The organism is Pseudomonas sp. C27(2019) (assembly GCF_008807395.1).
Lineage (GTDB): Bacteria > Pseudomonadota > Gammaproteobacteria > Pseudomonadales > Pseudomonadaceae > Denitrificimonas.
The window spans coordinates 1111385-1135358 of record NZ_CP043320.1 but is presented as its reverse complement, the minus strand read 5'-3'; the positions used below and the strand labels follow the sequence as shown (position 1 = coordinate 1135358).

Sequence of the window (23974 nt, the reverse complement as noted above, 5' to 3'; positions counted from 1 at the left end):
ATACTACCGCTGAAAGGTGCTTAACCTCGAATTAGATAGCAGTCTTTTTGCTACCCCTAGCCCTGCCAAACGACTGCTGTCAAGTCGTTTTCAGAACAAACAAATAAACTTGTCCACATTTTAGCGGTTGACTTTTGTATTTATTATTTTTTCGGCAAGCACCTTAGCAGATGCTTTAAAACTTCTTAACACATTGATTGTAAAGGATTTTTTTATGGCGTTTGATTTTTCATCAATCTAAGCTACAGCCCCATAGCATCAGCCTTGCAGCCATCTACAACCATCTTACCCACACAGTTATCCACAGCTTCTGTGGATAACTGTGTGCAACTCTCTCCCCTCCACAGCCTTTAGCTATCCCTACCTAAGCGCAGCGCCAGCCGGCAAGGCTCAGACACCGTACAAGAGAGGCGCATCCGCGATAGTTATTTTGCAAACAGCGCTCTTCTTGAGTTGTCGCACCGATTAGACAAACCCTGTGACCCGCTTATACAAGAGCAGATCTGCAGCCCCTATCGAGCAGGTTGTATCCGCAACAAATCTAGCATGTCACTCTTAACGCCAAACTCCACGCGCACTGCGATGGCTGTGCATCACTTGCACATAGTTAGCGCGATCATAGGCACTGGGATCAATTGCCTTATCACGGCAAACACTGCCTTTAAGTTGTTGCACGGATTGGTACTCATGCTGCGCCATCCATTCACGCATGCTTTGCTCAATCTCTGCCAGCGCTTGCGGACCTTGTTTGAGCAGCACACTGCATAAATGAGTGACATCAGCACCGGCCATTAAAGCTTTCATCACATCAGTGGCGCTGTGCATGCCACCAGTGACCGCAAGAGACAAGTCCACTTTGCCAAACAAAGTGGCCACCCAATGCACACGCAACAAACTTTCATAGGAAGAGGACAAGCTTAGAGTGGGCACCACTTCACGAGTGAGCAGATCAATATCCGGTTGGTAAAAGCGGTTAAACAGCGACACACCTTGCGCGCCAGCGTCTTGCAAACTGCGCACAAAATGCCCCACCGAGCTGAACTGCGAAGACAACTTCATGGTGATCGGCAGCGTTACATGCTGTTTAAGCTCGCGCAGAACATTAATGTAACGCGCTTCCACTTCAGCACCGGACTCAAACATATCTGCTGCAACATAATAAACATTGAGCTCCAGCGCATCAGCACCCGCCTCTTGCAACTGTTTGCCGTAACCTGTCCAGCCCTCTGTGGAAATGCCATTAAGACTGGCAATCACGGGAATCGACAGGCTGTTTTTTAGTGTCTGAATATAGTGCAAATATTCATCCAGCTCACTGCGATAAAGCGACTCATCGGGCATCGGCAAAAAACTGCCCGCCTCGCCAAAGCCAATATCCTGCTCATGCAAGAAACGCACGGCAGCGGCTTCACTGGCCAAGATGCTTTCCTCAAACAGCGACGGCAAGATCAGCGCACTGGCGCCAGCATCCTCCAGCTCTCGGGCGCTGTCTAAATCTCCGGTCAGTGGCGATGATGATGGCACCAGCGGATTTTTCAGTTTTAGACCTAAATACTCAGTGGATAAATCAATCATCACCGGACTCCTTCTTCTCTAAATCTGCAGCACCCGGCAAATCCGCCAGCGACTGATAATGGGCAAAGCGAGCAATCACATCCTCTTGCGCTTGTTTTTGATACGCTTTTGCCGCTTTTGGATAGGTGCGGTTGAGCATACTAAAACGCGCTTCGGTGGAGCTAAACTCGGTGTAATCAATCGACGGAGCGGCAGAATCTAAACGCAATGGGTTCAGGCCTTTCTCAGCGCGAGACGGCTCATAGCGGAATAACGGCCAGTGCCCACTTTTGACTGCCAGGTTTTGCTGACGGTGATTATGGGTTAGATCGACACCGTGCGCGATACACGGCGAATACGCAATAATCAGCGATGGTCCATCATGCGCCGCCGCATCAATAAAGGCGCGCAGGGTTTGCGTATCTTTGGCACCATAAGCTACTTTCGCCACATAAACATTCTCATAGCCCATGGCAAGCATGGCCAAGTCTTTTTTCGCGGTGGGTTTACCGGCATTGGAGAACTTGGCTACCGCACCACGCGGCGTGGCTTTTGAGGTTTGCCCACCGGTGTTGGAATACACCTCAGTATCCAGCACCAAAATATTGACATTACGGCCGCTAGCTAAGACATGATCCAAGCCGCCATAGCCAATATCATAAGCCCAGCCATCGCCACCAATAATCCATACACTGCGCACCACTAAATGCTCTGCAATGGTGAGCAACTCTTTGGCGCGCGACTGATCAGTTAACTCGGCTAAGCGTTGTTTGAGCTGCTCAACGCGCACACGCTGCTCAGCAATCTCTTGCTCAGTGTTTTGCTCAGCCGTTAATAAAGCATCCACCAGTTCAGCGCCGATACTGTCGCGTAACTCAGCTAGCAGCTCTTGTGCGTAGGTATTTTGCTGATCAATGGCAATGCGCATGCCTAAACCAAACTCTGCGTTGTCTTCAAACAAAGAGTTATTCCAGGCTGGGCCGCGGCCGTCAGCATTCACCGTCCAAGGCGTAGTTGGCAAGTTAGCCCCATAAATGGAGGAACAACCAGTGGCATTGGCCACCACCATGCGATCACCAAACAGTTGGGTGGCCAGCTTTAAGTACGGCGTTTCACCGCAACCCACGCACGCACCGGAGAACTCAAACAACGGCTCCAGCAACATCGCACCTTTAATGGTGCTGTGCTTGAGCGCACTGCGATCGTACTCGGGCAGCGCCTCAAAGAAACGCCAATTGTCTTGCTCTTGTGTGTGAATCGGCTCAATGGGTTCCATGTTCAGCGCTTTATGCGAGGCATTGGACTTGTCGCGAATCGGACAAATATCCACACATAAGCCGCAACCGGTGCAGTCATCCGGTGACACTTGATACATCATCACATGGTCATCTGGGTAATCACGGCCCAGCACCGGATGGGTTTTAAAGCTGTCTGGCGCATCCGCGACCAAGTCTTTGGGTACCAGCTTGCTGCGAATCGCCGCATGCGGACACACCATTGGGCATTTACCACACTGGGTACAGAGTTCGGCATCCCACACCGGAATTTCCAGCGCCAGTTTACGTTTTTCATAGGCCGCACTGCCCAGCGGAAAACTGCCATCCACCGGCATCATACTGACCGGCACACGATCGCCTTCGCCAGCAATTAAACGTGCGGTGAAACGACCAATAAAGTCTGGCGCATTTTCATCGACCAAGGGTGGCCGCTCAAAGGTGCTGGTCGCTTCACTCGGCACGGGCACTTCATACAAGCTGGCCAAGGTTGCATCAATGGCTTTGAAGTTAAAATCAATAATGCTCTGCCCTTTGCTGCCATAGGTGTTTTGCACTGCCTGTTTAATCGAAGCAATCGCCTGCTCACGGGGCACCACCCCAGAAATAGCAAAGAAACAGGTTTGCATAATGGTGTTAATGCGCTTACCCATGCTGGCTTTTTGCGCCACGTCGTAAGCATCAATGCAATACACGCGGATATTTTTTTCAATGATCTGTTCTTGCATACGTCGTGGTAGCTGATCCCACACCTGATCTGGCGCATGGCTGGTATTGAGCAGAAATACTGCGCTAGGTGCTGCTTTATCAAGCATTTCAAAACGCTCAATAAACTGCGGCTGATGACAACCAATAAATTGCGCTTGGTGATCACCAATTAAATAGGTGGAGCGAATCGGTTGCGGGCCAAAACGTAAATGCGACACCGTCATGGCACCGGACTTTTTCGAGTCATAGACGAAATAGCCTTGCGCATAGAGGTCTGTGGTTTCGCCAATAATTTTAATGGAGTTTTTATTGGCGCTGACCGTGCCATCCGAGCCCAAGCCATAAAACAGCGCCTGCACCGATTCCGTGTGGGCATCAGTATGAAAGTGCTCATCCCACTCTAAACTGGTGTGGGTGACATCATCATAGATACCAATGGTAAAACCGTTCTTTGGCTGATCCTGTTGCAGCTCTTTAAAGATCGCCGCAACCATACCGGGGGTAAATTCTTTTGAAGATAAGCCATAACGCCCGCCAATCACGGTCGGTAACTCAGTAAAGGGGCTGTTACCTTGCATCTGCGCTTGCGCCAAAGCGGTGATCACATCTTTATACAGCGGTTCACCATCGCTACCCGGCTCTTTGGTACGGTCTAACACTGCTATCTGTTTAACGCTGGCTGGCAAAGCTGCTAATAATGCCTGCGCATCCAGCGGTCGGTAGAGGCGCACACGCAAAATACCAACTTTTTCACCACTAGCCTGCAAATGATCAACCGTCTCATGCACGGTTTCTGCGCCCGAGCCCATGATAATAATCACTCGCTCAGCATCGGCTGCGCCATGGTACTCATACAGGTGGTAGTGACGGCCGGTCAGCTGCGCAAACTGATCCATCAGCTGCTGAACCAGTTTTGGAAAAGCCAAATAAAAGGTATTAACCGTTTCGCGGCCTTGGAAATACACATCGGGGTTTTGTGCAGTACCGCGCAGCACTGGCTGATCAGGGCTCATGGCGCGAGCGCGGTGCGCATGCAAAGCCTCTTGCGAGATCAGTGCATGTAAAACCTCATCGCCCACCGCTTGAATCTTTGCCACTTCGTGGGAGGTGCGGAAACCATCAAAAAAATGCAGCACCGGCAAACGACCTATTAAGGTGGCGGCATGGGAAATCACCGCAAAATCCATGGCCTCTTGCACCGAACCCGCACAAAGCATGGCAAAACCAGTCTGCCGTACCGCCATCACATCACTGTGATCACCAAAAATGGACAGCGCCTGACAGGCTAACGAGCGCGCTGCCACGTGGACCACCACTGGGGTCAGCTCACCGGCAATTTTGTACATGTTTGGGATCATCAATAACAATCCCTGCGAGGCGGTAAAAGTAGTGGCTAAACTGCCCAACTGCAACGCACCGTGCACAGCACCAGCCGCACCGCCTTCACTCTGCATTTGCGCGATCTGCGGCACCGTGCCCCAGAGGTTGGTGCGCCCTTGCGCCGACCACTCATCCGCCCACTCACCCATGGCCGAGGCCGGGGTAATCGGATAAATCGCACACACTTCACTTAAACGGTGCGCAATGGTTGCGGTGGCCTCATTGCCGTCAATCATCAGCCAGCGTGTTGTCTGCATGTTGAGCTCCTCACTTAACGCCGTTGCACACAGCCATGCGCAACATTATCAATTCAGAGTAACTAAACAGCTCAGAAGCGCCTTGTCATAGATCAATAATGATTAGATGCAGCAATAGGCTTGTACTTAAGGTTAAACACCAAAAGCATCACCATCAATGATGCATTAATTTTAAATTGACTCATAACAAGCATAGCCTTATTATCTGCATCAAACCTCATGAGGCAAATATCACAATGAAACTTAAACACATTGCCGATATACGTGCTGGCTATCCATTTCGCGGGAAAATAGCAGCAGATACAGACAGCCCGGTACTGGTCGTGCAAATGAAAGACATTTCAGCAGACACACATATAATGTGGGACAGCTGCACCCCAGCAACGCTGACCGGCAAACGTGATCCGGGTTATTTATTGCCCAGCGATATTCTTGTGGCGGCGCGAGGCAATCATAATTACGCTGTACAGGTCGGCGATATTCTGCACGCCGATTGCAATCAAGCTGTAGCTGCTCCGCATTTTTTTGTCGTTCGTCTAAAGCACCGAGAAGTACTGCCAGAGTTTTTAGTCTGGCTCCTCAATCAAGCACCCTGCCAGCGTTACTTTGAACAAAACGCCGAGGGCAGTATGGCCAAAAGTATTCGCCGCAGCGTATTGGATAGCATGCCGATTGTGCTGCCCAGCCTAACCAAGCAGCGTACTATAGCCGCCATGGCCAGCACCTTACGCACAGAACAAGCTTTACTGCAGCAGCTCATCAGCAATGGCGAGCGTTTAATGGATTTTATCGCCACTGATTTATTTACCAACACGGAGGTTAACGCATGAACGATCAGCATCACTCTTTTGAGCAGATTAAACAAACTGATGAAAACGGCATAGAGTATTGGTCAGCTCGCGAGCTCGCCCCAGTCTTGGAGTACCGCGACTGGCGAAACTTTTTAAAGGTTATTGATAAATCAATTCAAGCTTGCAGCAGTAGCGGTCAGCACGTTAACGACCATTTCGTTGAAGCCACCAAAATGGTCACATTAGGCTCTGGCGCAGAGCGCGAATTAGCAGATATTAAGCTCTCCCGCTACGCCTGTTACCTTGTAGTGCAGAACGGCGACCCATCCAAACCGGTGATTGCCGCAGGCCAAACCTACTTTGCCATACAGACGCGCCGCCAAGAACTGGCCGATGACACAAGTCTCCAGAACTTAAATTAGCGTCAGCCGCCAAAAAGCTGAGCAACCCTACTGATAAGGACTAACCCGTGAACGACACAGTCAGCCAAGACAGCATCAACAAAGCCCTTTGGAGTGCGTGCGATACCTTCCGTGGCACCATCAGCGCCGACACCTATAAAGACTTCATTCTGACCATGCTGTTTTTAAAATACATTTCTGATGTGTGGCAGGATCATTACGATGGCTACAAAGCAGAATACGGCGACGAGCCGGAGCTGATCGAAGAAATGATGAAAAACGAACGCTTTGTTCTACCCCAAGGTTCGAGTTTTTATACGCTATATGCAAGCCGTCACGAACCCGGTAACGGCGAGCGTATTGACCAAGCTCTGCACGCCCTTGAAGAAGCCAACGGCACTAAACTTAAAGACGCTGGCAAAAGCGTGTTCCAAGATATCAGCTTTAATACCGACCGCCTGGGTGAAGAAAAGCAAAAAAACACCATCCTGCGCGATCTGCTAGAAGACTTTGCCAAACCAGAACTCAACCTCAAACCCAGCCGCGTTGGCAGCTTGGATATCATTGGCAATGCCTACGAGTATCTCATCAAGAACTTTGCCGCCAGCGGAGGGCAAAAAGCCGGTGAGTTTTACACCCCGCCAGAAGTATCAGAACTGATTGCCACCCTGCTCGACCCACAACCAGGTGATAGCATTTGCGACCCCGCTTGCGGCTCCGCTTCGTTGTTAATGAAATGCGCAGCGAAAATCACCAGCAATCACGATAGCAAAAGCTATGCGCTTTACGGCCAAGAATCCATTGGTTCAACCTGGTCACTGGCGAAAATGAATATGTTTTTGCACGGTGAAGACAACCATAAAATCGAGTGGGGCGACACCATCCGTAACCCCAAGCTGTTAGATAAAAACGGCGACCTCATGCTGTTTGATGTTGTGACTGCCAACCCGCCTTTCTCTCTGGACAAATGGGGCCATGGCGATGCAGAAAACGATACCTTCGGCCGTTTTAAGCGTGGCGTACCACCGAAAACCAAAGGCGATTACGCGTTTATTTTGCATATGATTGAAACCCTAAAACCCGGCTCATCCTCCAAATTGGGCGGGCGCATGGGCGTGGTCGTACCGCACGGCGTGTTATTTCGCGGATCAAGCGAAGGCCGAATTCGCCAGCAATTGATTGAAGAAAACCTACTGGATACCGTGATTGGTCTGCCAGAAAAACTCTTCTACGGCACCGGCATTCCTGCGGCTATTTTGTTATTCAAAAAGAAGAAAACTGACCACAAGGTTTTATTTATCGACGCCAGCCGCGAGTTCAAATCCGGCAAAAACCAAAACCTGCTCAGTGAAGAAAACATCGCGAAAATTGTCGAGACCTACACAGCACGCGCCAATGTCGATAAATACGCGTATTTAGCCAGCCTCGAAGAAATTAAAGAAAACGACTACAACCTCAACATCCCCCGTTACGTCGACACTTTTGAAGAAGAGGAAGAAATCGACCTGATGACAGTGCGCGCTGAGCGTGAACAGCTGAAGAAACAGCTGTTAGAATTAGAAGCAGAAATGGCAGGCTATTTAAGCGAGTTAGGTTATGAGTAAGTTATTCGATGTGCTGGACCAGCTTAAGGTCAAGCTGGATGCACAGCGCCCTTTGCCGCCGGAAATTGTTCGTAATTTACATGAATCGCTGGTGCTGCAATGGACGTACCACAGCAACGCCATTGAGGGAAACACCCTCACTTTGAAAGAAACCAAGGTAGCGCTTGAAGGCATCACCATTGGTGGCAAAACTTTGCGTGAGCACTTTGAAGTGATCAATCACCGCGAAGCCATCTTAATGGTAGAAGAGCTGGTCAGCCAAAATCAGCCGCTCAGTGAATGGCAGATTAAAGCTTTGCATCAACTGGTCTTAAAAAACATCGACCCTGATAACGCAGGTCAATATCGAAAAATTAACGTGCTGATTTCCGGCGCAACCCATACCCCGCCTGATGCTATGCAAGTAGCAGAATTGATGCAGAATTTTATAAGCTGGTATCAATCCGAAGCACAAACACTGCACCCAATTGAACGCGCCGCCCGTGTGCATGGCGAGTTTGTCAAAATCCATCCCTTTGTGGACGGTAACGGTCGCACTGCACGTTTGCTAATGAATCTGGAACTCATGAAAGCCGGTTTTCCAGCGCTGCTAATTCAAGTCGAACAACGCCTCGCCTATTACGAAACCCTTGACCATGCGCACTGCACAGACAATTACCAAGCATTTATAGACCTACTCGCACACAGCAGCCTGCAAAGCTTTAAGCCGTACTGGTGGGCATTGGGAATACAGCAGGAAATGGATATGTATTTAGAGGAGTTGGGATATGGTGCCTGAGGGATGGCAAAGAAATGATTTAAAGAGCTATATATCTATAAAGCATGGCTTTGCTTTTAAAAGCGAACACTTCGATAGCAATGGGCGCTTGGTTTTACTAACGCCTGGAAACTTCTACGAAACAGGTGGCTTTAAAGGGCAAAGCACTAAAACCAAATATTATAATGGTGAATTTCCTGCAGAATATTTATTACCTAAAGGAGCATTGCTGCTTGCAATGACAGAGCAGGCAGAAGGTCTCCTAGGTAGCGCTCTTTTTGTACCCGAAGAGGGAAAGTACCTGCATAACCAGCGTCTTGGCCTCGTTAAAATAGTTGACAAGTCTCAAGTTTGCTCAGAGTTTTTGTATTTATTTTTTAATGACCCCTCTAACAGAAAGGAAATCGCAGCACAATCAACAGGTACAAAGGTCAAGCATACGTCACCGAACCGCTTATGTTCAGTAGTCGGCCTAATACCCCCGCTTTCTGAGCAGCATAAAATCGCTCAAATCATATCCACTTGGGACAAAGCCATCACCACCATCGAACAACTGATCGCCAACAGCCAGCAGCAGAAAAAAGCTCTAATGCAGCAACTCCTTACCGGAAAAAAACGGCTACTGGATGACAATGGAGTTAGGTTTAGTGACCATTTTAAGCGCTATAAACTTGCAGACCTTGTAAAAATTGACGCTGTAAATATCAATTCAAAAACACCTGATGACTTTAAGTTTGACTACATATCCCTGTCTGATGTTAATTATGGCGCTATAAACAAGGAACTTGCGCGGCACACGTATAAAAACGCACCCAGTCGAGCGCGTAGAATCGTATCAGAAGAAGACATTTTATTTGCCACCGTGCGCCCAAATCTTCAAGCATTTGCGAAAATCACAAAAAAACATTCTGACTGTGTAGTTTCAACAGGCTTTGCAGTGCTCAGCACAAAAAAAAATACTTGTAGTGATTATGTTTACCAGTATCTCTTCAGCGCACATATAACAGGGCAAATTAATGCATTAGTAGTAGGCACAAACTACCCAGCTATTAACTCATCTGATGTAGCTGGCCTTAATATTTACTGCCCAACACATGCAGAACAACAAAAAATCGCCAGCGTACTATCCACCGCCGACCAAGAAGTCGAAGCTTTACAACAAAAGCTTACCCATCTAAATCAAGAGAAAAAAGCCCTGATGCAGCAGCTACTAACTGGCAAACGACGAGTAAAGGTATAGCTCATGATCAACACGCCCCTAACAGACGCCGAAATCGAATATGTGGATAACATATTATTAGAGCGCGGCAATGACGACTCCATCCTGACTTTTTCTGAGCTGGATGGCTTTTTTACCGCCATTGTCACCGGGCCAGACACAGTGCTGCCGCACACCTGGTACTCAGCCATCTGGAATGGTGCGGACAATGAATCCCAGTGGTCAAATTCAAAAGAACAAGAAAAGCTACTCGCCTTATTAGAGCGCCACATGAGCGTTATAGCCAACACACTGCTGATCTACCCAGAAGATTTTGCAGCACTGCTTATGGTCAGCACTAACACTGAAAGTGGAGCAGATATTTATATCGCTGAAGACTGGTGCTTTGGCTATATGCGCGGTGTTGAGTTCGCTCAGTGGCCAAAACTACCTGAGAGAATCGATACACATTTAGCCGCTATTCGCCTGCATGGCACGGAAGAAAACTTCGAGAAACTCGGCACCCTCAGCCTCGCTGAACACCAACAAACAGTTGCCGATATAACCCCTGCCGCATTAGAGCTTTATGTGTACTGGCTTAAGCAAAAATCAATAAATGACATCCCGCTGCGCCGATTAGAACCAAAAATAAGTCGCAACGACCCTTGCCCCTGTGGCAGTGGCAAAAAGTACAAACAGTGCTGTTTACATTAAAAACAGAGGCTTTTAAGTCATGAGCGAATTCAGCCCAGCACAACTGCTTATCCAATTACGTGAGCTGGATGAATGCCCCCGCATCGAAGCCAAGCGCGGCAATTATATAGAAAGCTTTTTCTGTAAGAAACGGCTTTACACTTGCAGAGGTACGGGAGGGCTGATAAATTATCACCTAACAACACCCGCAACGCCTCTGAAACAAGCGTACCAGTGCGGGTTTTTTTATGCCTAAAATTCGTCAATACAATAAAAAACCCTTCCCTTATCAAGAGCTTACTCAGAAGCTCGCTGACAGGGGGCTACAGATTGATGACCCAGCCAAGGTTGAAAAGTATCTTGGAAACATCGGGTACTACCGACTTATCGGCTACGGCTTACCATTTGAACAGTTTAACTGTGGCCAACGACTTGGGCGTTATACAAATGAAACCACATTCGATCAGATTTTAAATGCATATATTATTGATCGCAAAATTAGAATCCTATTACTCAGTGCAATAGAGCGCATCGAAGTTACTGTACGCAACACAATTAATCACTCAATGTGCTGTAAATATGACTCTGCACATTGGTTTACAGACCCCTCTTTATTCAAAGAAACCGCTAGATTTAGCCATGCGAGCTTTCTTAAAGAAATCCACAGAAGCACAGGCAAATCTGCTAAATCAGGCAGTGATAAAGAAAAGCTGCGTGAAATCTTTATTCATCACTATTACAGCGAGTACGATGCGCCAGAATACCCACCCTGCTGGATGGTTGCAGAGGTGCTGTCAATTGGGAGCTGGTCAAAAGTCTATGAGCATCTATCCAGCAGTAAAGATCGAAAAAGTATTTCCACAAAATTTGATTTATCACCTAAAACCCTCCAATCGTGGATGCACTCGTTAACATTTCTTCGCAATATTTGTGCTCACCATGGTCGACTGTTTGGTCGTAAACTTCCGCTAGCGCCTAATAATGCAAAAAACTTGCCTTTGCAGGATAATAATTACCTTTTTAATTTTGTCTGTGTTGTATGGCACATGCTAAAAACAATATCTCCTAGCAGTAGCTGGCTCGATCAGCTTCATGATGAGCTTAATGGGCTGACGTCAAGCTCAAGCTATTACGGTTTTTCTGAAAACTGGCTGGATGAAGAATTTTGGCTTGGGTAATTAAAGCGCCATCATAATAGATGTCGAAGATATTTATGCGTTAAAGCAATACTGCTTTACTTGCTACGGCAGCATGGTCTAACTTGCTTTGCTTTGCTCTTGCAACTTCCCCGCTTCTGCTTAATAGTTAGTTAAGTAAGCCGTAAAACAATTTATAGAAATACTATGAGCGTCGCACTTGTTAATCCAAATATGCTGAACTGGGCACGTGAGCGTGCTGGTTTTAGCTTGGATGCACTGGTTAAAAATCTGCAAGCAAGCTTTATATTGACTTAAGCATCCCCAAGCCCCAACAGTCTCTGCGCTAAGAGGGCTGTTAGCAATCTAGGTAAGGAATCCACCTATGCACCCCGCCCCAAAATTTCAGGAAGAATACAGCGCTAAGCTACCGGCTCTGGCGCTGCTCACTCAGTTGGGCTGGTCGTTTTTATCGCCGCAGCAAGCACTAGAGGCGCGTGGTGGCAAACTGGATGAGGTGGTGCTGCGCTCTATTTTGCGTACTGAACTAGGTAAGCGCACCTTTACCTTTGCTGGCACGGCGTATCCGTTATCAGACAAATCCATCGATAATTTAATCGCAGAAGTCTGCAGCCCTGCCCTTAATGAAGGACTGCTGACGGCCAACGAAAAAATCTACAACCATTTACTCTATGGCATTTCTGTTACTGAGTTTATTGATGGCAAAAAAGCCAATCCAACTGTGGCGCTGATTGATTGGCATAACCCTGCCAATAACAGCTTTACCTTTACTGAAGAGTTTAGCGTGACTCGCTCTGGCGGTATCGAGTCGCGGCGGCCTGATATTGTTTGTTTTGTAAACGGTATTCCCTTGGTAGTGATTGAGGCGAAACGCCCCGACGGCCACAGCAACAAAGGCCCGACCGTTGATGAAGGCATTTCGCAAAGCCTGCGCAATCAGCGCCATGACGAAATCCCGCTGCTGTTTGCTTACAGCCAATTGCTGCTGTCGATCAATGGCAATAAAGGCCGTTATGGCACCTGCGGCACACCTAAAAAGTTTTGGGCGGCTTGGCGTGAAGAAGACATAAACGACGCTAAGATGCTGGCGTTTAAAAACACCACATTAACCAGCGAGCAGGTGAGCGGGCTATTTCAGCACCGCCCCGCTGCTGATTTAGCCTGGTATCAAAAACTGATTGGCGCTGGTGATTTGGCAGTGACTGGGCAAGATCAGCTGCTGATCAGTTTGCTAACGCCAAGCCGTTTATTAGAAATGGTGCGCTACTTCATTCTGTTTGATAAAAAAGCTGGCAAGATTGTTGCGCGCTATCAGCAAGTGTTTGGTATTAAGCGTTTGCTGGAACGCATCAGCATTAAAAACAGCGCGGGCGGGCGCGAAGGCGGGGTTATCTGGCATACCACAGGCTCTGGTAAGTCATTCACCATGGTGCTGTTGAGCAAGGCGTTAATTCTGCATGACGACTTGAAGCAGTGCCGCATTGTGGTGGTGACTGACCGTGTCGATTTAGAAAATCAGCTCAGTAATACCTTTGCTTCAGGCGGCGAGCTCTCGGGTAAAAAAGATAAAGATTTAGCCATGGCAACCTCAGGCACGCGCTTGGCCGAGCAAATCGGTAGCGGTACTGAGCGCATTATTTTTTCTTTGATTCAAAAATTTAATACCGCAACTAAGCTGCCGCAATGCGTGAACACCAGTGCCGATATTATTGTCTTGATTGATGAAGGCCACCGCAGCCAAGGCGGCGAAAATCATATCCGCATGAAGCAAGCGCTGCCTAACGCATCTTTTGTCGCATTTACCGGTACGCCTTTATTAAAAGATGACAAAACCACCAATAAATTCGGCCCCATTGTGCACGCCTACACCATGCAGCGCGCGGTAGAAGACCAAACCGTAACGCCGCTTTTATACGAAGAACGTGTTCCAGATTTAAGCGTTAACGCGCGTGCGATTGATAGCTGGTTTGAGCGTATTACTGAAGGTTTAAATGACGAGCAAAAAGCTGACCTAAAACGCAAATTTTCTAAAAAAGGTCAGGTGTACAGTGCTGATGATCGTATTCGTTTGATTGCACTGGATGTGGCGCAACACTTTGAGAAAAACATCGATGACGGTCTAAAAGGCCAATTAGCCTGTGACAGTAAAGCCTCGGCGATTAAGTATAAAAAGTATTTAGATGAAGCCGCTTTGTTTGAATCGGCCGTGGTTATGAGCCCGCCTGACAGCCGCGAAGGTAATACTGAGGTGGATGAGGCCTCAATGCCTGAAGTGAATCTCTGGTGGAAAAACAGCGTCGGTTCACAAGACGAACAGCTGTACACCAAGCAGTTAATTGAGCGTTTTGCTGATAAAAACGATCCGCTAAAAATGCTGATTGTAGTGGACAAGTTACTGACTGGTTTTGATGAGCCTAAAAACGCTGTGCTGTATATCGACAAGGCGCTTAAAGAGCACAATTTAATCCAAGCCATTGCGCGGGTTAACCGCCTGCACCCGAAGAAGAAATTCGGTTTATTGATTGATTATCGCGGAATTTTATCTGAGCTTGATACAACCATTGCTAAATATCAGGATCTCGCCGCACGCACTCAAGGCGGCTACGATATCAATGATATTGCTGGCATGTACAACCAAATGAGCACTGAGTACAAGCGCCTACCGCAGTTGTATAAAAATCTTTGGGCGATTTTTTCTGAGGTCAAAAACAAAAACGATATTGAGCAATTGCGCCAAGTTTTAGTGCCGCGCATGAAAGATGTCAACGGTGAGCTGCTTGATAGCAATATCAAAGTCCGTGATGATTTTTATGAGGCGTTAAGCGCGTTTGCCAGCTGTTTAAAAGTCGCCTTGCAGTCGGCTACGTTCTTTGAGGACACGAGTTTTAGCGACGAAGACCGTCAACATTACAAAGAAACCGTCAAACAACTCTCAAGTTTGCGTCAATTAGTGCAGCAAGATGCTGGCGAGCGCATTGATTATGACGAGTATGCCGAGCAAGTAAAAAAGCTGCTTGATAAGCATGTGGTCGGTGTGGAAGTGCGCGACCCTGATGGCGTTTATGAAGTGGGCAAAATGGGCCAGCAGCAAAAGCCTGAAGACTGGAGCGAAGACAAGACCCGCAACGAAACAGACATCATTAAAACCCGTGTGACGCGCATGATTGAACAGCAATTGCGCGACGATCCTTACGCCCAAGAAGCCTTCTCAAAACTATTACGACAGGCCATTGAAGACGCAGAAAAACTCTTTGAACACCCGCTTAAGCAATACATGCTGTTTCACGACTTTGAGCAGCAGGTACAAGAGCGCCGCCTCAATGACATCCCAGATGCCTTCAGTGATAACCGCCATGCTCAAGCGTATTTTGGTGTGTTCAAAAAAATCTTACCGGACGTGTTTGACGCTAATGACGCGCAAGTGCAGGACAAATGGATCAAGCTGGCTTTTGCCGTCGACAGCGGCGTCATGCTTGCCGTGGAAGAAAACTCAATCAATCCGCAGAACATTGAAGCTGATATTCGTAAAAAACTGCTGCCGCGCATGTTCCAAGAATGCAAAAACATTGGCGGCGGTATGAATCAAGCCAAGAAAATTGTCGAGATGATCGTGCAAATCACCCGTATTGGTCTCGATACATGAGTAACAGTCTGCTGCATACGGCGCACAAGCTGAGCTTTAATTATGGCAATGAACACATTGCTTTTCAGCGTGTTGTGCGCGCGCAAACCGATGACAAAGTATTGATAAAAGTTCACCCTGATTGCCGTGTGGTGGTATCAGCGCCGCCTACTGTTGCCGATGATGAGGTGCTGGCTGCAGTACAAAAACGTGGACGCTGGATTTATCAGCAATTGCGCGATTTTCGCCAGCAGATGGAACAGGTTATTCCACGCCAATATATCAGCGGTGAAAGTCACTATTATCTGGGTAAGCAATATGTGCTTAAGGTTTTAGAGACTTCAGATAATGCCCAAGGCGTAAAACTCTTACGCGGCAAGCTCGAAGTGTCTTTGCGTCATAAAAACCCTGATAAAGTGCATGATTTATTGAACAGCTGGTACAAAACACGCGCTAAAGAGGTGTTTGCTAAACGTCTTGATGCCATGCTTGAGCAAGCGTTATGGGTAACTGAGCGCCCGCCTCTGCGTATTCTGACAATGCAAACACAATGGGGTAGCTGCTCACCTAACGGACGCTTAACGCTCAACCCGCACTTGGTTAAAGCACCGCGTGAATGCATTGATTATGTGATCTTGCATGAGCTGTGCCATATCGCCGAGCATAATCACAGCGAACGCTTTTATCGCCTGATGAACCAGGTGATGCCGCAATGGGAAAAAACTAAAAAGAAACTCGATGGCATGGCCAACCTGCTGTTAACCAATAGTGTCTAAACCCGTCTTTTGCTTAATCTATTCCCATAGAGCAACTGGCAGGCCAGCTGCAATGCTTATTCAGTCTGCTGCCTTAGAGTCAAACACCACAACGAGGTGATTTCCGCACTGCGCGCGGCGAACAGCGGATCAGTCGCATCTTGGCTGCGGCCGTGTTTGGGTTGGGTATCAAGGCGGTATTTGACCATTAAACCGGCCTCACTGAACCAGCTCAGTAGCTCTTCGCGGCTGCGCAGTTGTAAATGTTCGGCTAAATCCGAGAGGATTAACCAAACCTCACCTTGCGCTGCTAAATGCTTAGACACACCCTGCAAAAAACCGCGCAACATGGCGCTATTGGCATCATAAACCGCATATTCCAGCGGCGAACTGGGTTTGGCCGGCAGCCAAGGGGGATTGCAAACAATCAGATTGGCTAACGGCTGTTCAGTGGGGAATAAATCCGCCTGTTGCAGCTGCACATTTGTCAGTTCTAAGCGCTGAATGTTGTCGGCAGCACAGGCCAAAGCGCGCGGATTCAGGTCGATGGCAACCACCTGCTGAACACCACGTTGCGCTAAGATAATTGCCAGCAAGCCGGTGCCGGTACCAATATCAAAAGCCAGATCATGTGTGTCTGGCAGCGGCGCATCGAGCATCAACTGCACATATTCATGGCGTGTTGGCGCAAATACGCCGTAATGCGGGAAAATAGACAGGTCTAAACTGCTAATCGGCACGCCCTTCTCGCGCCACTGCGCTGCGCCTAAAGCACCTTGCAGATCGCGAAATGAGATCAGGCAGTGCTCATCCAGCTCACCAAAGGCTGCTGTACAAGCAGCACTAAAATCAGGCGCACGACGCAAACGACTGCTATAGCCGGCGTCCAACTCCAATAACACCCGACTTAAAATACGTGAGCGTTGCCCTTGAGCTTGGCGCTGCAGGTGAAACAGATTAGGTATCGCAGTGGCATCAGTGCTTGCTTTGCCCGACTTAGCAGCTTTGCTGGCTTTACGCTGTTCAGTGCGCTCGATGCGCCGCGTCATCGCCTGCAGCAATTGCCGCGCATTATGAAAATCACCGCGCCACAGCATGGACGTACCTTCACAGGCAAAACGATAGGCTTGATCAGCGGTGGTTTGATCATCAACAATCACAATGCGCGCCGGCGGCGGTTGATTGCTCTCCGATAACCAACGGCTATTGCGAGAGGTTTCATTATCCTGCCACTGCACATAGTGTTTTTCTGTTTGCAACACGCGCTACACCCTTAGTTATCAATAACAATCACTGCAAAGTGCCGATGCAAGATTGCAGAATAATCGGCACTATGACCGCTGCATTCAAGACAGCCTTTAACTGTTTGCTGAGCAGATATCTGCGTGTTTTATGCCTATTTCTGTCCAGTATTTAGCTTACTCAGTTCACTTGCAGAGTAAGTCGGGTAAAAGACTGTCAAGGATAGCAGTTAACAGCCTACAATAGGTGTCTGCAGCTCTAACTACCTGCCGCCACTTCTGACTTAAACTTTATATATGTGGATGATCACTATGCGCCGATTGCTTGGCTTGCCAACCTCTTATTTGCCTGCCATTTGTACTGCGCTGCTACTGAGCACGCTGGCTGGTTTGTCTGGCTGTCAGCTGTTGGAGTCGCGCGCGGCGAAAGGTGTCGTGCCGGATAGCGGTGTGCTGCGTGTGCAAGGTATTGCTCAATCCAGTCATATTGCAAAAAACGCCGCGGGTATGCCGTTGATTGAGGCGAGTAACTTTCACGATGTACTCTTTACCTTAGGTTACAGCCACGCCAGTGATCGCCTCACGCAAATGCTAGAACTGCGTTTATTAGCGCAAGGGCGTTTAGCTGAGTTGCATGGTGCGCAAATGCTTGATCTCGACCGTTTAATGCGCGCAATTAACCTGCAAGCCGATGCGCAGACCCTGTATAAAAACGCATCGAAAAACCTGCACAGGTATTTCGAGGTCTATGCACGCGGGATCAATGCCTATCTGTATCAAATGCGTGACAACCTGCCAGCAGAATTAGCACAGGCAAACTTCAAGCCTGACTACTGGAAAGCCGAAGACAGCGCCTTACTTTTTAGCCTGTTTAGCTTTAGCCAAAGCGGCAATGTATCTGAGGAAGTTTTAGCCCTAACGCTTGCTCAGCATTTAGACACTGAACAATTGCCTTGGCTATTTCCCATTTACCCCGATGAACCACTGGCTCTGAATGACACGCAAAAATTGTTAGCCCTGCCCCGCTCAGTTGTGCAAAACAGCGCATTGCGTGACAGCAGCCTGCAACTGTTAGCTACACTAAATCAACTCTCTGCTGTCAATTCATTGCAAGCGCCCTTGGCCAGCAGTTGGGCGATCAGCCCGCAGCACAGCGCCAATCGCCGCAGTTTGTTAGCCCTTAACACACTGCAAGCGGTGCAACCTACGCATCAGGCTTTGAACGAGCCCAAACCACAACCTGCACTGTACAGCTGGGTCAATATTCAGTCGCCACAACTGCAAGCAGCAGGCCTGTCAATTCCTGGCATGCCGTTATTACTCTCGGGCTTTAATGGAAAACTGGCCTATAGCCTCAGCGCGGTGATGGCCGACACCCAGGACGTATTTATTGAAAAATTGCGCCAGCACAATGGCCGCCTTGAATACTTTGCTGATGACACATGGCAACCGGCACAGCAGCGTATGGAAACTTTTTTTATTCGTGGTCAGCGCCCTGTACGCGAAGCGCTTTACCGCACAGCACATGGCCCGTTAATCGCTTCGCTGCCAAGCACCAGCAGCAACGGTTATGGCTTAGCGCTGCAACTTACTCAAAGTACCGATGACCGCAGCTTAAATACACTGTGGCAGTTGTCGCGCAGTAAAGATGTTGAGCAGGCCACACAAATTATTCAAGATTTACGCGCGCTCCCCGTCAATGTTTTGCTGGCCGATGCCCAGCATATTGCTTGGCAAGTGACCGGCACCTACCCTAATCGTCGCAACAGCCGTGGTTTGTTTCCTTCGCCGGGCTGGGATGCCAGTGTGGCATGGGAAGGCTATGCCGATCCGATGCTTTACCCTTATGATCAAGATCCGCCACAAGGCTGGCTCAGCGCTGCCAACCAACGCCTGACCCAGCCCGGTTACGGCATGCAATTATCCAGCAGTTGGGCCAATCCTGAGCGTGCAGAAAACCTAGCGCTGCAGTTGAGTAAAAAGCCCATCGCAGCCAGCCTTGCCACGCAAAATAACCTACAGCAGCGGCCGTGGCTGGTTGCGCAGTTACAGCAGATGCTAAACGCTGGCGCTATGCCAGCCGCACTGCAGCAGGCAATTGAGGGATTAGCGAGCGCACAACAAGCAACAGCACAACAAACGCTGCAGAGATTTTTAGATTTGCATGCGGGACAGCCTTTATCACAACAGCAGGCTGCTTGGCTTGAGCGCTTTTTAAGCCAAACACAAGCGCAGTTGTTTAAAACTGAGCTGCAGACGCTACCTGCCAGCATCCAACAAGCCTTTGCTTTGCATAATCAGCATAGCTATCCAGCTTGGCTGGATCATCTGCTAGGACGCGAGGACAGCCCGTTTTGGGCAACGCTGTCAACCTCAAAAGCACAGTTCTTAGTGGACAATTTATTGAGTAGTCAGCAAGCAACCAGCCAGACCCTGCTAGAAGCGCAGACGGTCAGCAGGCAAATCATGCTGGTGGACTTTTCACGTTCGATACCGCTATCTGCGGCAAGTTTTAGTGGGCAATCAGATAATCCCTACAGCCCGCATTATCAGTTAGACGTGGGTGTTGCAGGCGCCTTCTATCCATTGCCCGTCAACTATAAAGATATTAACTCGGTATATGGCAAACAGCGCCTGACCTTATTACCCGCACGTTAAAACCTGCTGGCGGCTCGACTGCATCCTAATAAAAAGCCCCACAGCGTCTGCGGTTAAAGCGGACTGCGGGGCAGGATCTATGACCAGCCTAGCCATGCACGGCGTAGCACCAGAACGCGCCCTGGCCGGGTTCAGTGAGACAAGATCAGAATTAGCACAACATGCAACAACTGTGTCGCAATATGATACTGACGCAAAACCACTCAGCAAAACAGCTGATCAAGGCCTGCGCAACGGAACGGATAGGCGCAGCAGCCATTCATCACTTAGCCTATCAGTGCCTTGAGCTCCGCCAAAAACAGATCACTCTGCTGGCGAATCTGTAACAATAGTTGCAACGCAGCTTCTGATTCGCCTTTAGCATGCATGGCTATCGCGCTTTGCCCAAGGCTATGTAAATCATGGTGCAAGTTAACCATATGAGAAAACTTCTGATCTAGACCAAAACGGCTCTGTGTTTCGCTATCAAGCCAAACACCCAGCTTGCACTGGTGACAATCTAAAATAGGAGCAAATCCGCCCTCACCACGCAGCCACTGCTCTAATTCTATAACCCAATTGCGATGCTCAATTTCAGCGTAAAGAAGTGGTAAGTTTTGCACCTCTACTGGCTGCTGACCAATCCAAGATGGGGCCGCTTTCCAAGACTGAAGCCATGCGGGCACGTCCTCTGCAGGCATGGGTCGAGCGATACCATAGCCTTGAGCCTGCTCGCAGCCCAACCTGAGCAGCACATCGCCTTGCTCAATGCTCTCTACGCCTTCGGCTATAACGCGCATGCCAAACGCATTGGCCATACCAATGACACCAGAGATAATCGATAAGTCATCGGCACTCTCCATCATTTCCCGTACAAAACTCTGGTCAATTTTTAGTACGCTAGCGGGTAAATGCTTGAGATAAGCAAGGGATGAATACCCAGTACCAAAATCATCAAGTGCGAAGCTGACTCCGAGATGGCGAGTGCGTTGCATAATTCCGGAAACCGCATCAAGGTCATTGAGCATGCTGCTTTCAAGCACCTCTAACTGCAGTGCTGCTGGCGAAATATCTGAATATTCTTTAAGGTCCTTGCTCAGCTTTTCTACAAAAGCATTGTCAAATAACTGCAGGCTGCTCACGTTGACGCTAACTTGAATCGCCAATCCTTGCTGTTTCCATAAGCGCATTTGCGCCAGCGCGCTGCGAATCACCCAATCACCCAGCTCAACTTCTAACGGATGATTAAACAAAACAGGTAAAAAGCTACCTGGCATCACCAGCTCACCATTACTTCTTTGCCAGCGCACCAGCGCTTCAAGACCAAAGACAACACCACTCTTCATACACACTTTCGGCTGGTAAAACAGAACAAACTCACCAGCATGCAAGCCCTTACGTATTTTTTCTAAATGACCCGTCAGCGCACGGGCGTCTTGCTCTGAGCCAATATCGTACTGCTGGATTTGGCCCTTTCCGTGCATTTTCGCCTGAAACAACGCCTGCTGTGCTTGGCGCATAAGCTGCTCAGCGGCCACCTGCAGTGGCTGCGGAAATTCCGTGACGCCAATACTGGCGGTTAAAAATATATTTATACCGTCAACTGTCAAAGGCTTATGAATCACTGCCAACAGTCGGTTGAGTTCCTGGAAGTAACTGTCTTCGGGTTTTTGCCGAGTAAATAACACCACAAACTCATCGCCGCCAACCCGTGCGATAACCGCCGTATTACCCAGCATTCGTCGTAGTCGCTGCGCCAACGCCTTGAGCAAAGCATCACCTAAGGCCGAGCCATGCAAATCATTCACTTCATTAAAGTTGTCTAAATCAAGCAGGGCTAAAACCAAGCGTCGCCCATGGCTTTCACAGTAATCCATCTCATCAGCTAGGGTATTTTCAATTGATCTGCGATTGGGCAGGCCCGTCAAAGAGTCCTCAAAGGCTAACCGCTGTAATGACTCTCGATGCTGCACTTTTTCAGTCACATCTTGGACCGTGCCCTCAGCAACAATTAACTGGCCATCAGGCGCAGTAACAAAGCGCCCCCTAACCTCTAAATGTTTAACCCTTGCGCCGCTCAGCAATATCCTGTGCTCAAGATGCAGCTCGCTCAATGCAGCTTTTGCAGCCTCATACGATCGAATCATTAGCTCGCGATCCTCAGGGTGGATCAGCTCAAAATAGGCATCAATATTAGGACCAAAATTACTCGCATCACGCTCAAGGATTCGGAACACTTCTTGTGACCACATGATCTCGCTTGAGGCATAGTCTGCCTGCCAGTGGCCGAGTTGGGCCTGCTGCTCGGCACGCTCCAAATGCCTTATGGCTTGTGCACGTTTCTGGTGCATTTGCCGATGTCCCAAAGCTATACCCAGCAAATCCCCCATCAAGCTCAAGAATTCAATGGATTCTGCGCTCCAGTCCCGCTCCTCAGTGACCGCATCGCAGCCCATAAACCCAACCAGTTTTTTGTCCACATACAAAGGGTATGCATAGAGCGAACGGACATTTTGTAGCTCTAGAATTCGCTGTTCATTTTGCGCTTCAGCCGGCATATCGCTGACTCGCGCAAGCAACACACAGCCCTCATCACGAAGCTGCTGCAGCCACCACAGTAGATCACCGGTGGCAATATCCTGCAGATTTTCAATTTCGGGTTTAATACCTTTAGCGCACCACTCATGCGTATTGCTCGTGTACTGTCCATCGGCGCTCATTAAGAATATATAGGCCCGGTCCGCCTTCATATATTCACAGCTGCGTTGCAGCGAGCGATTGACAGCTGCATCAAAATCTTCCGCTGATGAGGCCATAAAATCAGCCGCAAACTCACTAATCAGCATACGAGTATCGCGCTCACGCTGTAGCGTCAGCTCTGCAGTCTTGCGCTCTGTCACATCGGTTTGCGTACCCACCATACGTCTAGGGCGGCCGCTTGCATCCTTTTCAATTATTTTTCCGCGTGACTGTATCCATCGTTCATTGCCGGCCGCATCCAGAACACGATGCTTATGCAAAAACACCTCACTCTGTCCTGCCATATGCGTGAGAAACTCTTGACGCAGACCCGGCCAGTCATCAGGGTGTATGGTGAAGCCATTTTGAGAAAAACGCTCGGCAGTCAGTAACTGACCATCTTGTGCGGTATCGACTGTGCTGAAATCCCAATCCCAGAGGTTATCGCTACTGGCACCCAGCACCGAGTTCCAGTGCTGCTCCTGTGCAGCCAATGCCTGCTCGGCGACTTGCCGCGCATACTCTTCACGCTCCAGAACCAGTGCGCGAGAAGAAAGCTTCTTGTACATGGACAGCACTCTCTGAATGAGAATAGAGGTTTGCCCTGCCATGGCTGCTTGCGCATGCTGCTTAGCTGCAGATAACTGCATGCCTTCACGTACTCGCAAAAGTACCAGTGAGAGGTATTTGTCTTCGTACAGAATATGGTGCGCCAGCCAAGTAACCAAGAAAGCTAGCAAATCCTCAATCAACTTACGGCTGTCATCTGTTTTAAGTTTAGAGCGCATGGAGCGGACTTTATTGGCAAAGCCACTATGGCTTTTTATGTGCTTTTCAAACGCGCTGTCGTTTGTCGGTAACTCAGCCCATAGCGCTTCTTCTGTTGCAAAGTGGTAGCCCGCGTACTCGATCAAAGCATCTAAAATACGCTCAACTTCGCTACGCTCAACACCGTGCACGTAACCGTGACCAAGCTCATTAAGTAACGCAACCAGCTGACGATGCTGCTCGTCAATAATCGCTATGCCGATCTCGAAACTTGAACTCCATGGGACAATATCGAATTGGGATCGCGGGGCTGCATCCAACATATTTCTGTCGACCTTAATAATTGCCAAGTGCCAATCAGCATTGGTTAGTTTTGGGCCTCATCAAGACGAGCGCCGCCTTATAAATGTCATCCGTTATGCTGTTAAAAAAACTATT

Annotated in this window: 14 protein-coding genes; 10 read left to right on the top strand and 4 right to left on the bottom strand. The window is 48.7% G+C overall.

Going from position 1 to position 23974, the window contains the following annotated elements; translation table 11 throughout:
- Nucleotides 1-555: 555 nt before the first annotated feature.
- Complete coding sequence (locus FXF61_RS05245) at nt 556-1575, bottom strand: dihydroorotate dehydrogenase-like protein (protein ID WP_151184270.1); 1020 nt, start codon at nt 1573-1575, stop codon at nt 556-558.
- Nucleotides 1568-5173, bottom strand: a complete 3606-nt coding sequence (gene nifJ / locus FXF61_RS05240; RefSeq protein ID WP_151184269.1) for a pyruvate:ferredoxin (flavodoxin) oxidoreductase — start codon at nt 5171-5173, stop codon at nt 1568-1570. The genes FXF61_RS05245 and nifJ overlap by 8 nt, the downstream gene beginning before the upstream one ends.
- Before the next feature lie 236 nt (nt 5174-5409).
- Here nifJ and FXF61_RS05235 point away from each other — a divergent pair, with 236 nt between their 5' ends.
- From FXF61_RS05235 to FXF61_RS05195, 9 genes are all read left to right on the top strand, one after another.
- A complete protein-coding gene (locus FXF61_RS05235) occupies nt 5410-6003 on the top strand; it encodes a restriction endonuclease subunit S (RefSeq protein WP_151184268.1) in 594 nt (197 codons plus the stop codon).
- On the top strand, nt 6000-6386 hold the full coding sequence (locus FXF61_RS05230; protein WP_151184267.1) for a BRO family protein: 387 nt from the start codon (nt 6000-6002) through the stop codon (nt 6384-6386). The genes FXF61_RS05235 and FXF61_RS05230 overlap by 4 nt, the downstream gene beginning before the upstream one ends.
- A gap of 47 nt (nt 6387-6433) precedes the next feature.
- On the top strand, nt 6434-7969 hold the full coding sequence (locus tag FXF61_RS05225; protein WP_151184266.1) for a type I restriction-modification system subunit M: 1536 nt from the start codon (nt 6434-6436) through the stop codon (nt 7967-7969).
- A complete protein-coding gene (locus FXF61_RS05220) occupies nt 7962-8747 on the top strand; it encodes a Fic family protein (RefSeq protein WP_151184265.1) in 786 nt (261 codons plus the stop codon). Before FXF61_RS05225 ends, FXF61_RS05220 begins: the two co-directional genes overlap by 8 nt.
- The gene (locus FXF61_RS05215; RefSeq protein ID WP_151184264.1) at nt 8737-9966 is read left to right on the top strand and encodes a restriction endonuclease subunit S; all 1230 of its coding nucleotides are present in this window, start codon (nt 8737-8739) and stop codon (nt 9964-9966) included. The genes FXF61_RS05220 and FXF61_RS05215 overlap by 11 nt, the downstream gene beginning before the upstream one ends.
- 3 nt (nt 9967-9969) lie before the next feature.
- Nucleotides 9970-10638, top strand: a complete 669-nt coding sequence (locus FXF61_RS05210) for a UPF0149 family protein (RefSeq protein ID WP_151184263.1) — start codon at nt 9970-9972, stop codon at nt 10636-10638.
- Between the two features lie 227 nt (nt 10639-10865).
- Nucleotides 10866-11795 carry an Abi family protein gene (locus tag FXF61_RS05205; RefSeq protein ID WP_151184262.1) on the top strand — a complete coding sequence of 310 codons (930 nt, stop codon included), beginning with the start codon at nt 10866-10868 and terminating at the stop codon, nt 11793-11795.
- A 343-nt stretch (nt 11796-12138) separates the two neighbouring features.
- Entirely contained in the window at nt 12139-15417 is a 3279-nt protein-coding gene (locus FXF61_RS05200; RefSeq protein WP_151184261.1) for a type I restriction endonuclease subunit R, read from the top strand.
- Complete coding sequence (locus FXF61_RS05195; RefSeq protein ID WP_151184260.1) at nt 15414-16172, top strand: M48 family metallopeptidase; 759 nt, start codon at nt 15414-15416, stop codon at nt 16170-16172. The genes FXF61_RS05200 and FXF61_RS05195 overlap by 4 nt, the downstream gene beginning before the upstream one ends.
- A 56-nt stretch (nt 16173-16228) precedes the next feature.
- On the opposite strand, the gene FXF61_RS05190 is transcribed toward FXF61_RS05195, so the two are convergent.
- Nucleotides 16229-17413, bottom strand: coding sequence for a class I SAM-dependent methyltransferase (locus tag FXF61_RS05190; protein WP_151184259.1), 1185 nt, complete (start codon nt 17411-17413; stop codon nt 16229-16231).
- Between the two features lie 291 nt (nt 17414-17704).
- Between FXF61_RS05190 and FXF61_RS05185 the strand changes: the two genes are divergently transcribed.
- Nucleotides 17705-20050, top strand: a complete 2346-nt coding sequence (locus tag FXF61_RS05185; RefSeq protein WP_178087267.1) for a penicillin acylase family protein — start codon at nt 17705-17707, stop codon at nt 20048-20050.
- A 266-nt stretch (nt 20051-20316) separates the two neighbouring features.
- On the opposite strand, the gene FXF61_RS05180 is transcribed toward FXF61_RS05185, so the two are convergent.
- On the bottom strand, nt 20317-23859 hold the full coding sequence (locus tag FXF61_RS05180; protein WP_151184257.1) for a bacteriohemerythrin: 3543 nt from the start codon (nt 23857-23859) through the stop codon (nt 20317-20319).
- Between the last annotated feature and the right edge of the window lie 115 nt (nt 23860-23974).